The 15,659-nt window shown below is 45.6% G+C and carries 11 protein-coding genes; all 11 read right to left on the bottom strand.

Annotated elements, in window-relative coordinates:
- Positions 1-21: 21 nt before the first annotated feature.
- Entirely contained in the window at positions 22-1,035 is a 1,014-nt protein-coding gene (gene iolG / locus EAI83_RS00155) for an inositol 2-dehydrogenase (RefSeq protein WP_015524414.1), read from the bottom strand.
- Positions 1,036-1,818: 783 nt separating this feature from the next.
- On the bottom strand, positions 1,819-2,862 hold the full coding sequence (locus EAI83_RS00150; protein WP_022426314.1) for a LacI family DNA-binding transcriptional regulator: 1,044 nt from the start codon (positions 2,860-2,862) through the stop codon (positions 1,819-1,821).
- A 15-nt stretch (positions 2,863-2,877) separates the two neighbouring features.
- On the bottom strand, positions 2,878-4,464 hold the full coding sequence (locus tag EAI83_RS00145; RefSeq protein ID WP_129974429.1) for a response regulator transcription factor: 1,587 nt from the start codon (positions 4,462-4,464) through the stop codon (positions 2,878-2,880).
- Positions 4,464-6,203, bottom strand: coding sequence for a cache domain-containing sensor histidine kinase (locus EAI83_RS00140; protein WP_129974428.1), 1,740 nt, complete (start codon positions 6,201-6,203; stop codon positions 4,464-4,466). Before EAI83_RS00140 ends, EAI83_RS00145 begins: the two co-directional genes overlap by 1 nt.
- 134 nt (positions 6,204-6,337) lie before the next feature.
- Positions 6,338-7,705, bottom strand: coding sequence for an MFS transporter (locus EAI83_RS00135; RefSeq protein WP_015524410.1), 1,368 nt, complete (start codon positions 7,703-7,705; stop codon positions 6,338-6,340).
- 304 nt (positions 7,706-8,009) lie between these two features.
- Complete coding sequence (locus EAI83_RS00130) at positions 8,010-8,957, bottom strand: substrate-binding domain-containing protein (protein ID WP_015524409.1); 948 nt, start codon at positions 8,955-8,957, stop codon at positions 8,010-8,012.
- A 119-nt stretch (positions 8,958-9,076) separates the two neighbouring features.
- Complete coding sequence (locus EAI83_RS00125; RefSeq protein WP_129974427.1) at positions 9,077-10,228, bottom strand: iron-containing alcohol dehydrogenase; 1,152 nt, start codon at positions 10,226-10,228, stop codon at positions 9,077-9,079.
- A gap of 138 nt (positions 10,229-10,366) precedes the next feature.
- Complete coding sequence (locus EAI83_RS00120; RefSeq protein WP_015524407.1) at positions 10,367-11,152, bottom strand: 5-deoxy-glucuronate isomerase; 786 nt, start codon at positions 11,150-11,152, stop codon at positions 10,367-10,369.
- A gap of 16 nt (positions 11,153-11,168) precedes the next feature.
- Positions 11,169-13,100: a 3D-(3,5/4)-trihydroxycyclohexane-1,2-dione acylhydrolase (decyclizing) gene (gene iolD, locus EAI83_RS00115; RefSeq protein ID WP_015524406.1), complete on the bottom strand. Its 1,932-nt coding sequence runs from the start codon at positions 13,098-13,100 to the stop codon at positions 11,169-11,171.
- An 18-nt stretch (positions 13,101-13,118) separates the two neighbouring features.
- Positions 13,119-14,153 (bottom strand): 5-dehydro-2-deoxygluconokinase, encoded by a 1,035-nt coding sequence (iolC, locus tag EAI83_RS00110; RefSeq protein ID WP_015524405.1) that lies wholly within the window; start codon positions 14,151-14,153, stop codon positions 13,119-13,121.
- 408 nt (positions 14,154-14,561) lie between these two features.
- A complete protein-coding gene (locus EAI83_RS00105) occupies positions 14,562-15,590 on the bottom strand; it encodes a LacI family DNA-binding transcriptional regulator (RefSeq protein ID WP_022426319.1) in 1,029 nt (342 codons plus the stop codon).
- Between the last annotated feature and the right edge of the window lie 69 nt (positions 15,591-15,659).

The raw sequence follows: 15,659 nt of genomic DNA, 5'->3' as shown, positions 1-15,659 counted from the left end.
CAATTCTCCTTTTTATTTGAATTATTCCATAATCTCAGAAATCTTAACCGGTCTGTGCTCCTCGCTGGATTTCTTAGCTGCAAGACCCATTAACACCGGTTTCAGACCATCATAAACATTAAGAGGTGTCTCTTTGTCATTAACGATCGCATCAATAAATGCTGCAACCTCTTTACCATAAGCGTCCATGTATCTCTCAAGGAAGAAGAACATCGGCTTCTCGCCTGTAACACCCTCAGCATTGCTGATTACTGTGGAAGACTGGCTGTCATTGGAAATAGCAGCCATACCATCAGAACCGAAAACCTCAGCTCTCTGATCATAGCCATAGGAAGCTCTTCTGCAGTTATCGATAACAGCAATAGCACCATTCTCCATCTGAAGAGTGATAACAGCTGTATCAACATCCCCAGCCTCACCAATAGCCGGATCAACCAGATTTGCGCTCTGAACATAAACCTCTGTAGCATCGCAGCCTGCAAGATAACGAACCATATCGAAATCATGAATTGTCATATCCAGGAACATGCCACCGGAAACCTTAACATAATCAATGCTAGGCGGCTCAGGATCGCGGGAAGTGATCTTGATGATCTCCGGTTTACCAACCTTACCAGCTGCAACAGCCTGCTGAAGAGACTCAAAGTTATGGTCGAATCTTCTGTTAAAACCAACCTGATATTTCAGATTTGTGCCCTCAAGAGCATCGATAACCTCTTTGATCTTGGCAATGTCATGATCGATCGGTTTCTCACAAAAAACATGCTTGCCAGCCTTGATAGCCTCTACAGAAATCGGAGAATGAGTATCTGTAGAAGAACAGATCAGAACTGCGGAAATCTCAGGATCATTGATGATTTCCTTATAATCCTTAGTCGTGTGCTCAACACCCATGCTCTTAGCCCATGCAGCAGTCTCATCATTTAAGAAAGGATCTGCAACCGTCTTGATCACTGCATCCGGCACCCTTGTTGTGATACTGGTAATATGAACTCTACCAATTCTACCTGCTCCGATAATACCAACTTTAATCATAGTTTTGATCTCCTTTTGATTTATTTTCCCAATGTAATCTCTTTGCGTGTCCGAACACGCTCTTTATGCTTAATATAATATCATCGCAACACACAAATCGCAACCCCTAATATTGTACAATATTACCATCTTTTTTCTATTAAAAATGACGAGAACTATTTTTAGCCACAATATGTAATATTTTTAGGTCAACTTCACCGAAAACATCTCCAACACATTCCCATACAATCACCCCAAATCTCTCACACCCCACCACCCTCTAAGCATCCAGCACAGCATCACAGCTCACATCCCCTCCAGCATCCAGCACAGCATCACAGCTTACATCCCCTCAAGCATCCAGCGCAGCATCACAGCTCACATCCCTTCAAACATCCAGCACAGCGCCGATGCCACACCCCTTCCAGCATCCAGCGCAGCGCCGATGCCCAAACTCTCCCTGCAAACAGGCGCAAACTCAGCCCTTGCAGTCGTCCAGCGCAGCGCTGACGACCCACAACCTATCGTCAAACGACATTTTTTCTCGCTGGAAGCACCAGCCGCGGAAGGGGATGCTGTCTGGCTCTGCTTCTGCAGGAGGGGAGCTGATTCTTGGACGGCGGGAATCTGCGTTGTTTTTCAAAAGTCCGCTGTCTGAGCGGCAGCAGGCCGCGAGTTCGGACTTTTGAAAAACGCTTTTAGCAGATTTCCGGCGTCCTAGAAGCCAGCCCCCGACGAAGCCGCAGACCAGACAGCATCCCCTTCCGCGGCGTCCCTCCGCACAAAAAAAGAAGACACCCCACTTCAGTGTCTCCCCTCCGGAATCGTATACTCATTCCTTATATATATTTCCGTAAAAATCTTCGCCCTCTCCGGCGCTTCCCCATTAAACAGCAGCCGGAACAAAATCATCACCGGCTCATACCCCTGTATCCTGGCATCCTGCCCGATCAGGAAATGAATAAACCCTTCCCTCATCAGCTCATAATTCCGCCCCATAAAATCATTGGCAACCATCTTCACCCGACCAGCTTTCCCCGCTCCGGCAATCGCCTCACACACCCCCTCCTCACCATGAGAAGTAAGATATATCCCGTCAAGATCCGGAACATCCTTAAATATCCCTTCCGTAATCTCCCTGGCCCTGCCATTCTCCTCAAAGCAATACTCCGGCCCAATGATCTCAATCCCAGGATACTTCCGCGCAATTTCCTCACGGAATCCAATCACCCTGCTGCTCAGAGAAGTATTGGTACTATAGCCGGAAATCACAGCAACCTTTCCTTTTCCACCGGTCAGCTCCCCCATAAGCCCCGCAGCCGCACGGCCACACTGCACACCGTTCTGCCCTACAAAGCAAAGTCGTTTCGTATCCTCCACATCCGAAGTAAACGTCACCACCGGGATCCGAAATTCCTCCACAAACCGGTCAATTTCCCTTTTCACACGTTCCTCATCCAAAGGAACCATGGCAATACCACTAACCTCTTCCATCCGCATCTTCTCCATAGCGAGAATAACATCCTCCGCATTCTGATGCTCGATCTTATGGACCAGGACTGTACCACCAAGATTATCCACCTCAGCGCACGCCTCCTGGATTCCCTTCAGAACTTCTTTCATAAAAGGTGTTTCCGCACCCTGCAGGATCACGCCGATCTTAATATTATTTCTGCTCATGGATAGAGCACGGCCCAGTTGATTCGGCTTATACCCCATCTCATCAGCGATGGCACGGATCCTCTCAGCAACCTCCGGACGGATCCTGCCCCTGTTATTTAACGCTCTGTCAACAGTACCTCTGGAAACACCGGCAGCTTCCGCGATCTGCCTTATAGTAACTCCCATACTAAGCACCTCTTTCTATGATAATCCGGATTCTTTTCTGTATTCCGCAGGACTTAAGCCCGTAAACTTCTTAAATATCTTGGAAAAATAATGATAATCTCCAAACCCGGAACGCAACGCCACATCCTTAACTTTACAGTTCGTCTCTGAAAGAAGCTTCTTTGCACAGTCGATCCGAAGCTCCTGCACATAATTGGAAAAACCGATCTTCATCTCCTGTTTGAAAAGATAACTGAGATAAGCAGGATTCACCTCCGCCGCATCTGCTGCATCCTGAAGGCTGATCGGCGCTTCATAATGTTCCCGGATAAACTCCAGAGCTTTTTTCACAGCAGCAGAGGTCCCCTCCGGAACAGCATCCTCTTCCCCTACAAAAAGCTGTGAAATACAGGCACTGCCCTTTTCCCTGAATTTCTCAAAACTTTCGATATCTCCATACCAGATGAGCTCTTTCTCAATTCCGGCTGTCTGATTCAATTTCTTAAGCCACTGTACCAGAAGTCTTCCGTCGGTATAACGATCCTGACAGTCAGCGAGAACCTGTGTCCAAAGCTCCTCCGCTTTCTTTCGGTCTTTCCCTGCCTTCAACCTGGAAATCTGCCCTTCCAGCTTCTCAGCACTTTCCGGTAAAACACTGTCCGCTTTCTTCCGTCCTTCAAAATAAAGGATCTCTTTTTTCTCATAAAAATGCAGCTTCATCATTTCTCTGGCCTGCTGATAAGCCTGGCGGATCCCATCCTCTCCCATGCAGACACTGCTGACACTGATACCAAAATCACAAAGATCCTCCTGACAGTGCCGGTAGCAGATCGCTGCTGCCTCAGTCAGTCTCTGCTGCATAGCCGATGTCCTGCAGTCTCCGGAAAGATCAAGAAAACAGCAAAAAATCCCTGCGCCAAGATAGACCACTTCCGCAAATTCACTTTCTGTCCCAAGAAGCTCCTCCGTACGTTCCAGCAGTCTGTGACGGAAATGATGGGAATACTGTTCCACTTCCAGCGGCGTCCATTGTCTTTCCCTCTCTGCCCAGTTCTCCATAAACATACAGATCACAGCACTGTTAAAATATTTCCCGGCGATTCCGGCTTCCACACGCTTTTCCTCACGTGCCTGATTTTTCAGCATCCCCGAGATCAGTCCGTTAAAAAAATAATACTTCAGAGCGTGACTTCCCAGATGGATCAGCTTTCTCGTCCGTGCCTGTTCCTGACTTTTTTCTCTGCGCTTCTCGATCAGCCGGGCTGATTTTTCCAGAGTATCATAAAGACTATCCTCATCCAAACTGTTCTTTAATACATATTCATCCGCCCCAAGGCGCATGGCCTCTTTTACATATTCAAAATCATCATGACAGCTGAGCACGATAATATAGATATCCCTGTTTTCCTCACGGATCTTTCTGATCAGCTCAATTCCATCCATCACAGGCATGGTAAGATCCGTCACAAGAACATCGATTTTTTCTTTCTGAAGGAATCCATAAGCTTCCTCCCCGTCTTCTGCATCATCCACGATCTCATATCCTGCTTTTTCCCAGGAATCCAGGGTTTTGAGATAGCTCCTTACAAGAAAATCATCATCTGCCACCAGTGTTCTGTACATTAATTTTTTCTCCCTTCTTCAGGCATATCATAGATCGCAGGCAGAAATACCGTGACCTCCGTACCGTTTCCACTGCTTACGTATTCCATTCCTCCCTGTGTCCCGTAATAAAGCTCCAGGCGTTCTTTTACATTTGGAATCCCTACTGCGGAAAGTCCGTTTGTTTTTTTTGCATGACTGTTAAAAAGATCTCGGATCTGCTCTTTTGTCATTCCTCTGCCGTTATCCTTTACTATGAGGATCAGCTTTCCTTCACTTACGTTTCCGCTGATCCAGATTTTTCCTGTTTGCCGTTTGATGTCGATCCCGTGAAGAAGAGCATTCTCCACAAGCGGCTGAAGGATCAGTCTTGGAATATAGCACCGGTATGCTTCCTCAGAGATCTCATATTTCACCTGAAAGCTTCCCTGATAGCGAAAATCCTGCAGATGGATATAATTTTTCAGTATATGGATCTCATCGGCAACAGAAAGGAAGCTTCCCTTTTTGTTGATACTGGCCTGCAGAAGCTCCACGAAATCTCCAATAAGCCCCGCCAGCTCTTTTTCCCCTTTCAGAAATGCCGCAAATTTGATGGAGTTCAATGTATTATACATAAAATGCGGTGTGATCTGATACTGCAGTGCTTCCAGCTCTGCATCTTTTTTCTGCTGTTCCTCTTCAATCACCTGGGCGATCAGAGCTTCGATATAATCCAGCATGTGGTTGAATTCTTTTCCGAGGGTTCCGATCTCATCAGCAGTAGTCACTTCTGTACGGAGGCTCAGATCTCCCTCACCAACCTTCTCAACCGTGCCAGTCATGGATCTGAGCGGTCCGCAGACTACTCTGGAGAGCCACAGTGCCAGCAGCACAGCTGCCACAAAAACTGCACCAAATATTCCGATCAGAAAGAGCCGCATCCGGGAAAGTCCGCTTAAAACTTCTTTTTTCGGTACCTCCAGATATAAGCCGCAGTCTGAAAAGCTACCTCTGCTAAAAAAAGAGATCACACCGTTTTTTTCTGCATAGCCTTCCATTTTGGGAACATTCTGGTCTGTAATCTCTGGAAATGTTTTTCCAATGTCACTGTAGTCTCCGGATGTCACGATTTCATCATTTCTGTCTACCAGAACTATTCTGGTGATCTTTTCGTCATTGACAGCTTCCAGATATTCGTAATAAATTGCCCGTTCCCTGATGTCTGCGACAACATACCCCAGAATCTCTCCGTTATCATCCTCTACCTTCTGGATCACAGAAAGAAAGCTGCCGCCTTCATGGATCGGAGATTCCACAAGAACCGGAAAGGAATCCAGTTCCTGTATTTTTTCCAATTCCTCGATATGTTCTCCTGAAATCCCCTGCTTGTTTACCGGAAATTCCTCAGAAGTCACAGCCATTTTTTTGTCTGGAAAGACAAAGTAAAGGGAGTTGATATCTTTATATTCCCGACTGTGTTCCCGGAGAAGCCCAGCCATATTTTCCAGGCTGTTTTCATTTCCTGTACAGCTGTAGTCCTTCGCATTATTCCGTATATCTGTATCCCAGGCAGTTCTCGTATTCACATAATAAATCTCTTTCAGGGATTCGTCCAGCTCTTTTATAGTCTGCTGCATCCGTCCATACAGGATACCTGAATAATTTTCTTCGATCATCCCTGCTGCCCGAAAATAAAATACCACCGTAAGAGAACAGGCAGTAAACATGGTTACTGTCAGGATCGCCAGTAATATCTTTGCCCGGATACTTTTTAACATAGAACTCCTCCCTTCCGTAAAGCGGATATACGCCTCTCTATGCTATATGCCCATAAACGCAGGAAACAGCAGGAGTATCCTACCCCTGCCTGATTTCCTGTTTGCGGTTGAATATATGTTTTACAATAAAATGTTTATAACTGTCCGTGTGCCTCGCGCTCGGTAAGCTCCTGCATGATCGCCGGATACATTTTGTCAAGCTTATATCCGAAAAGCGTTACAATGATCACTGCTGCAATGAGAATCGGTCCAAATTTATAAAGAGAAACGATCATCTCCAGTGCTGTTTCCGGCTGTGCAGTTATTCCTGCAGATGAGCTTACATATCCGGAACTGCTTAAAAGACCTGTGATCACTGCGGAGGCAAGACCTGCGCCAACTTTTGTTCCGATGGAACCGCCTGCAAAGATCAGACTTTCCTGACGGATATGGTTTTTCCACTGTCCGAACTCTACTACATCACCAACCATACTGAATACAACTGCGTTCAGTGGAGCAAGTCCGATGGCACGTGTGACACAGCTCATAACCATGAAGCCGAAGCTGTATGGATTCAGGAAAAACAGAATCTGGCCGCCAAGTGCAACAAATCCGCCGACAAATGCGATATTTCTTTTTCCAAATTTCTTGATCAACGGTGAGCAGATGAAGATTCCCACTACCAGAACCAGGGTTTCTGTAAGGAACAGTGCGCTGTACATCCATGTATCATTGTTGAAAATATATTTACAGTAGTACGGAAGAATGGTTCCTGTGATCGTAAAGGATACACTCTGTACTGTCCACAGAAGCATTACTGCCCAGAAATACTGATTTGCAAAAAGTGCCTTCAGCATTGTCGGAATCGGAAGCTTCTCATCTTTCTTTCTTGCTTCGATCTGAACCTTTTCCTCACATCTGAAGAAGCAGAGAAGCAGAAGTGCAAGTGCAAGCACTGCCCATACACTCATAACCTTGATCCATGCAGCCTGATCATTTCCAAGAAGCTTTACAAGCGGCAGTGTACAGGTTGCTGCAACGATCTTTCCGATAGGTGACAGTCCCATTCTCAATACACTGAGTTTATCTCTCTCTGATGATTCGCGGATCATCATTGAAGAAAGGCTTCCATATGGAAGATTGATCGCTGTATAGCATATGGTCGTACAGAAGTTATAGGTTACAAAGAGATACAGAAACTGAAGCATCCCTGTTGTACGCGGCACTGTGAAAAGCAGTACTGCTGACAGCGCAAACGGAATGCTCATCCACAGAAGCCAGGGTCTTGATTTTCCCCATTTGGAATTGGTCCTCTCTACAATGACACCCATGACCAAATCGGAAAATCCATCAAAGCATCTGGAAAGTAACATTACCAGTCCTACTGTTGCTGCGCTTATCCCTACATAATCTGTGTAAAACAGCGTCAGCAGTGTTCCGATCATTCCGAACACGATATTACATCCTACATCTCCTCCAGCATAACACAGCCCTGTTGATACCGAAAGTTTTTTCTTCTCCATCTTATTATCCCGCCCTTTCATTTCTTTTCGTTTTTTATTTTCGCTTTCCTTTTGATGATTCTATTTTATCGAAAATACAGGATTATCATAGTATGAGAAATTTTAGTTTTTTCGGTATTATTTTTACCTGACTGTTAAATCTGTACCAAAGTTTTTCTGATTCTGATATCTCTACATCCTTCTTTTGTCCTATTTTTATGTTTCGTGTTTTATTTTTGGATACCAGCCTGACTTTTTACCGAATCAGTCAATGCCTCTGCCGGATTGTAAAAAATAATAAGCAGCGGACGGAAACCTGCTTGTATCAGGGATGAGAATGTCCGTCATCCTTCATATATGTATCAATATTTTCTTCGGTAAGCACCTGGGAATCCAGAATCTCATCTTCTCCTGTTCCCTCTCCCTCCAGATCCTTCACAATATACCGGATGGTTTCATAACCGATCTGATAACCGGACTGCGCGCCAAGCGCCACAATACGCCCATCCTGAACCGCTTTCAAGGCATCTTCCTGAGCATCTACGGAAACAATAGAAATCTCCCGTCCTTCAGTTGCCTCTGAAAGCCCCAGGGCCGTCACTGCACTTGTGGCCATGATTCCGTTAAGATCCGGATACTTCACCAGGATCTCATCCACATCCTTCTGGGAAACCCGCATATTGCTGTATCCGTTCCGAACCATTTCAATGGTGATCCCTGGCTCTTTTTCCATATATTTTTCAAATCCGGCAACACGCATCCGGTGTCCAGCCTGCTTAAAATCACCGGCGATCACGCCAATCTTTCCTTTATGATCCAGAGCCTTTGCAAGCTGCTCGCCCAGCTCATAGCCTAGTTTTTCATTGTCAATTCCAATATAAGGGATTTCTGAATCCTCTATGGGAGTATCACAGGCATATACAGAAATCCCCTTTTCTCTTGCGAAATTTAAATAATCTTCGCATTCATAGGAATCTATAGGAGAAACTGCCATCGCCTGGATATCGGTTTTCAGAAGATCCCGGATCATATTTTTCTGAACCTCTTCTTCTGTTTCGGAATCCGGAGACAGAATCACCACATCTGCATGATATTTTTCTGCCGCATCTTTCATTCCGTCGCAGACAGACAACCAATATTCACTGCTTTTAGATTTTGTAACAACACCGATCGTTACCTGCTCTTCTTCTGTTTTCTTTGCAGAAGACCCGCATCCGGAAAGGCTGCAAACTCCTATGACTGCCACCAGAATACAGATATACTTTTTTCTCATGAAGGATATGCCTCCTTTTCTTTTGCAGCTATATTTGCCACGGGAAAAAAGACTCCGGAGCCTTTTTCTCCGGTCCGGAGTCTTTTCCTATCTGGCAATGCAGGGTTTACATTTACATTTTACCAGAGTTTTCTGTAGATTTCTTTTACTTCCTCTTCTGTTACATCACGCATGGTATTCTGAGGACTTCCACTGTCCATGGCATCATGTGCCATTTTGTCGATGACGTTGAAGAACTCTTCTTTATTGATACCGAACTGCTCCAGAGTCGGAGTATCCAGCTCGTTTACAAGTGCCTCTACTGCTTTGAGGAATTTCTCAGCCGCTTCCTGATCAGAATCAGCTGCATCTGCCACACCAATATCACGTCCCAGAGCTCCGAATCTGTCGTATGCTCCAGGAAGCGCAAAGGTAAGGCACTCCTTCAGAAGCATGGCATTGGAAAGTCCATGTGCTACATGGAACAATGCTCCGATCGGACGGCTCATTCCATGGATAATGGTAACCGATGCATTGTTAAATGCGATTCCTGCCTCAAGAGCAGCGACAGACATCTGTACACGGGCTTCTTCATTCTTTCCGTCTTTGTATGCAACCGGAAGATATTTAAAGATCCTCTTTACTGCAGATACTGCAAAAGTATCGGAAAGTGTCTGTGCTTTTCTGGATGTATAAGCTTCCACACAGTGGCAAAGTGCATCAAGACCTGTTGCTGCTGTGATCTTTGGAGGTGCAGTCATAGTAAACTGCGGGTCGATAATGGCAAGATCCGGCATGAGAACTTTGCCTTTAAGAAGCATCTTGATGTCTTTTTTGGTATCCGTGATAATCGTGAACTGTGTTGCCTCAGATCCCGTTCCTGCTGTGGTAGGGATCGCCGCCATTGGCGGCATCTTTACATCGATCACTTTTCCCATGTAGTCGGAAATGCTTCCACCGTTTACTACCAGTGAGCCGATGGCTTTCATGGAGTCAATGGGGCTTCCGCCTCCCAGAGCTACCAGGAAGTCACAGTTCTCATCTTTATAGATCTGTAAGCCTTTTTCGATCATGGTATCTGTTGGCTCACCACAGATGTCAGAATAAATGCTGTATTCAATGCCCTGATTTGTCAGCGCCTTCTCAACTTTTGCACAGTTTCCCAGGTCGATCATTACTTTATCGGTTACGATCAGAGCTTTTTTACCAAGGAGTTTCAGTGCTCCTTCTGCCATGTCCAGTGCTCCGGAACCGGAAATAATTTCTCCAGGTACAATAAATTCTCTTGCCATTGTCAAAATCTCCCTTCAGTCAGTACAATTTTTTTCATAATAGCAGCAGGTCTACTGCTGTCCGCTCCTCACGAACAACAGCATTTTCCTCTTCCTGCTGCCTGTTATTTACGATCCAGTATCAGTATCTCCGAATCCTTAAAACTCGGCGTCATGAAGCCAGGTATATCTCTCATCCTCGCAGCGGTCTGTCTGCAGCCACGGATTTCCGTCAATGTGGCGGATCATCCAGCATGTATACATCTGATATCCAGGTGCAACTGCCTGCGGATGAAGCTCTCCTCCTGGAATTGCGGAAAAGCTCTCATCTGTACTCTTAAATACCTGATCACCGACAAAGCTTGCTCCAAATCCTTCCGGATGATCAAATTTGAAAAAGTATGTCTCAGGCTGCGGATGTCTGTGCGGCAGGTATCCGGACCAGTTTCCTCTGTCATTGAGAACCTCACCAAGTACCATATTGGACTCCGGTGAAATGTCATGATCGAAGATGGTGTTTACTCTTCTCTTCGCAACATTTCCGAACTTGCCTACGCAGGAATATCCCCACGGAGCATCTTCCGGTTTGTAGAGTTTTGCACCGAAATCTTTCTCGTTCTTTGTGCACTGAACAAGGATCTGTGACTCTGCATTTGCTACAACTGTAATCTCAGTTCCTGTGCATCCGTGAACACACCATGGTCCCTCTGTGAACACGTCTTTTCTGGTTGCTGCAGCTTCGTTTCCGTTCCATTTATAGGTGATATTTCCGGAGAGGAGGAGAACTGCTGTCTCCTCACCCTCTCTTAAAAATGTTCTTGTCTCCCCTGCCTTCATACGGTAAACACGGATGTCCATCATCATGGCCTTGTACTCATTATCGTATGTTGTAAGAATCTTTTCGCCTTTTTCGTCATATTCCGGATAACCAAATACTTTACTCATTTTCTTACCTCCCAGATTAGTACAGTCTTGCCTCTTCACGGCCTTTCATAACTCCCTCGCAGGCCTTTCTTACGCTTTCTTTCTCAGATGTTGTTGCGATTCCTACATCCCACCAGGACTCATATCCGTCTGTCATGGTCTTCGGGATAACTTTGAGATCAAAGAGGCATGCGATCTCCTGCTTTTTGGCATCTTCCAGAGCGTCTACCAATTCCTGGATGGTGCGGCAGGTATAGGTCTTCAGACCATAGCCTTCGCCGATCTTTGCATAATCTACAGGGATCAGATCTCCGGTCGGTTTCTTGCCGTCTGTATAACGGAACTCTGTTGCAAGGCTTCCGATTCCGTGGTTCATCTCAAGGTTGTTGATGCAGCCAAATCCGCAGTTATCGAATACCATGATATTGACTTTCTGTCTCTCCTGCATGATAGTCATGATCTCACTGTGGAGCATCTGGAAGCTGGAATCTCCAACTACGCAGTATACTTCATTATCCGGCTCAGCAAATTTCACACCGAGGGTAGCGGCAACCTCATATCCCATACAGGAATATCCGTACTCTGCATGATATCCGCCACGTTTGTCTGTTCTCCACATACGCTGCATACAGCTTGGAAGGGAACCGCCTGCTGTGATGATGGTTGCATCTTTGTCGATAGTTCTGTTGATTGCTGCAAGTGCTGCTGTCTGTGTGATCTTTCCGTTTGTAAGCTTTACATATTCCGGAATCGTACGAGGATCTCTTGCCTTGATCAGCGGCTCAAAATCATCTCCTGTGTACTCAATGCTTCCAAGGCGCTCCATCTCTTTATCCCATGCAGCTTTTGCTTTCTCGATCTCATCTGTGTATGCAGATTTATATCCTCTTGCACGAAGCTTTTCTGCTAGTGCTTCTACGGTAGCTTTTGCATCACCCACTGCTTTTACTGCATCCATCTTGTATGCGTGGAATCTGCAGTTGTTGATACTTACAAACTGAACATCCTCATTCTGGAACAGATGCTTGGAGCTTGTTGTAAAGTCAGACATTCTGGAACCGATAGAAATTACCACGTCTGCGTCTTTACCGATGATGTTGGAAGCGTAGGTTCCTGTTACACCGATACCGCCAAGACAGTACGGATTGCCAGACTGGCAGGCACTCTTTCCGGCCTGTGTCTCGCCGAATGGGATCTTGAACTCTTCACAGAATTTCTCAACAGCTTCTCCAGCTTCTGAGTAACGGACACCACCACCAACAACGATAAGCGGTTTCTTCGCTCCTGCGATGACCTCTGCCACATCCTCAAGCTCTTCCTCTACTGCAACCGGTCTTGTGATCCTGTGCACTCTCTTCTTGAAGAAGTACTCCGGGAAGTCAAAGGACTCACCCTCAACATCCTGGCAAAGCGCGATGCAGCATGCACCTGTTTCAGCCGGATCTGTAAGAACTCTCATTGCATTGATCAGAGCGGTCATGACCATCTCCGGTCTTGTGATCCTATCCCAGTATTTGCAGACTGGTTTGAATGCATCGTTCGTACTGATGGCAAGGCTGCTGCTCTGCTCCAGCTGCTGGAGAACCGGGTCAGGCTGGCGAGATGCAAAAGTATCTGCCGGGAATACAAGAAGCGGAATATTATTTACAGTTGCTGTTGCACATGCTGTTACCATGTTTGCAGCTCCAGGTCCGATGGAGGAAGCGCATGCAATGATTTTTTTGCGGTTGCTCTGTTTTGCAAAAGCGGTAGCAACGTGACACATACCCTGCTCATTTCTTCCCTGAAGAACCTTCAGCTGTCCCGGATTTGTATCCAGTGCCTCACCAAGTCCTACAGCAATACCGTGTCCGAAGATCGTGAAAAATCCTTCTACGAATTTTGTCTCCACTCCGTCCATGGAAACATACTGATTATCCAGAAATTTTACAATTGCCTGTGCAGTTGTCATTCTTACTGTCTTTGCCATTTTTCCCACTCCTTTTCTTTATACTCTTGCGATCATTTCGCCGAATTTTTCTTTTTCATCTTTAATGAATGCGTGAACTTCATCCGGTCCCGGAAGGGAATCGGAGCAGTTGTTGCTTTTAACCATCATGGATGCCTCAGCAGAACCAAACTCCAGGCAGTCAATGATCTCCCAGCCCTGATACAGTCCATACAGGAATCCGGAGCCGTATCCGTCGCCGCCGCCGAAGCCTTTTCTTGCCTCAACCGGGAATGGCTTGATGCTGAACTTCTGTCCATCAACTGTGTAGGCTGTGGAACCCTTCATACCGTGTTTGATGACAACGATCTTTGCATTTTTTGCCTGCCAGTAAGCTGCACTCTCCTCATCAGTCATGCCTTCTTTGATCAGTTTCTCTGTAAGGTCAAACTCTTCTCTGGAGCCCATGATGATGTCAGCTTCCTTAGCTACGATGGAATAGTAGATGGAAATCTCATCTGCATTCTTCCAGTTGTACTCTCTATAATCAATATCAAAAATGATCTTTGTGTTTACTTTCTTAGCAAGCATAACCGCTTTGATCGCTGCTTCTCTGGAAGGGCTCTCTGCAAGAGCAGTTCCGGAAATGAGGATCGCTTTTGCATTTTTGATATAATCCTCGTGGATGTCGTCTACATGAAGCTGCAGATCTGCGATACGGTTACGATACATGAGGATACTGCTTTCCTTTGGAGAAAGCATCTCGGTAAAGGTAAGTCCCAGCTTCTCTCCGTTTGTACATTTTGTGATCTGTGAGGTATCGATTCCTCTCTCATCAAAATAATCTACAACATACTCACCGAACTGATCATCCGAAACCTTTCCGATAAATCCTGCTTTCAGGCCATGCTTGGTAACACCTACAGCGATGTTTGCAGGAGATCCTCCTACAAATTTCTCAAACATATGTACCTTCTTCAGGGGTTTGAACTCCTCCTTTACCTGATCGTTGTAAGCAGGATTAAAATCAATGGCAACTCTTCCAAGGAGCACCAGGTCCATTGGTCTGGATTCATCAAATTCGATATACTTCATGATCTTACCTCCGTTTGTTTGATGGTTTATTTTTTACTTCTTTTTTGTGTGCTTTTTTACTTTGCGTGCTTTTTCTTTTATTTAGCGTGCTTTCTTGCGTGTTTCTTATGATGTTAATATAGCACTGTTTTACAATTTGGGCAAGTACTTCTTTTCATTTTTCTTTTTTTCAGTTATTCTATACAATTTTTGTAGTTTTGTTTTGTTCAAAGTAGCTATTATCTGCATGTGCATTTGCGTGTTGATATTTTTAGCACGCTATTAACACGCAATCAAATGTATCCAGACAGTCGTTTTCTTGGAATCTATATTTCATATCGTAGTATCTTACAGATTTCCTGTAATATAAAAAAGCCTGCAGTTTTCATCCTGCAGACTATTTTATATGATACTTTGCCCAATACATGTTCAAAGGTTATATTTTGTTTTGATCTTGATATCTGTAAAGAGATATTCTCTCTCCGGCTCCTGTCCTTTTGTCAGGATATCCGCCAGGATCCTTGGCGGTTCATACCCCTGGACATATCCATTCTGGTCGATCAGAAAATCCACATGATCATTCTTCAGTGCCCGTTCATTCTTCGGAGTCTGATCGTAGATCACAACGTAGGGCCTGCGGTCAAGTCTCAGCTTTTCAAATGCCTTACCCACTCCTGCCTGGCCTCCGGATACCACCAGGATCCCGCTGATCCCTGAAGTACTCATCATGGCATTTTCTATAATGTGCTCCACCTCAGCTGCTTCATCAAAGCTTCCGTGAACACCGGCGATCTCCAGATGTGGAAAAGCCCGCTTGGCTTCCTCCACAAAGCCATCCACTCGCTGATTGTCAACATGATTGCTGAAATATCCGGTGATGATCAGGATCTTTCCATTTCCTCTTGTCAGCATTCCAAGAAGTCCGGCTGCGGTACGTCCGCTCTTGCGGTTATCCATTCCCACAAAACAGGTTCTTCTCGTTCCTACAATATCAGAGTTAAAGGTTACTACTGGGATATTCTTCTCTTCGATCAAAGCATTCAGTTTCTCCCGGACAGTCTCACTGTCTACCGGCATGATCGCAAGTCCCCGGATTCCTTCCTGTTCCAGTTCCTCAATGGCCTGCAGCTGTTCCTCTTCATCAACGGAAAGACCCTCTTTCAGGATCAGCTGGATCCCTTTTTCTTTCAGTTCCACGGCTGCCTTCTCAATACCACGGTTTACTTCCTGCATAAAAGAAGATCTGGCAAGCTGTGTCACCACTCCGATCTTCAGTCTTTCATCTTTAGCTGTTCTGGAATGTTTCCGTTCTTTCTGTACATATCCCATCTCGTCCGCCAGACGGCAGATTCTCTCTGCCACCTCCGGATTGATCCGTCCTCTGTGGTTCAATGCTCTGTCCACGGTTCCCCTGGAAACCCCTGCCTGTTCTGCAATCTGCTGTATTGTTACCGCCATAAATCCTTCTCCTGCCTCTGCCTTACTGTGTCGTTGCCAACTGTTCCGTCCGGCAATAATCTTTCTATA

The sequence above is a fragment of the Blautia sp. aa_0143 genome (assembly GCF_004167315.1).
GTDB classification, from domain to species: domain Bacteria; phylum Bacillota; class Clostridia; order Lachnospirales; family Lachnospiraceae; genus Blautia_A; species Blautia_A fusiformis.
This window is presented reverse-complemented; position numbering and strand designations above follow the sequence as displayed.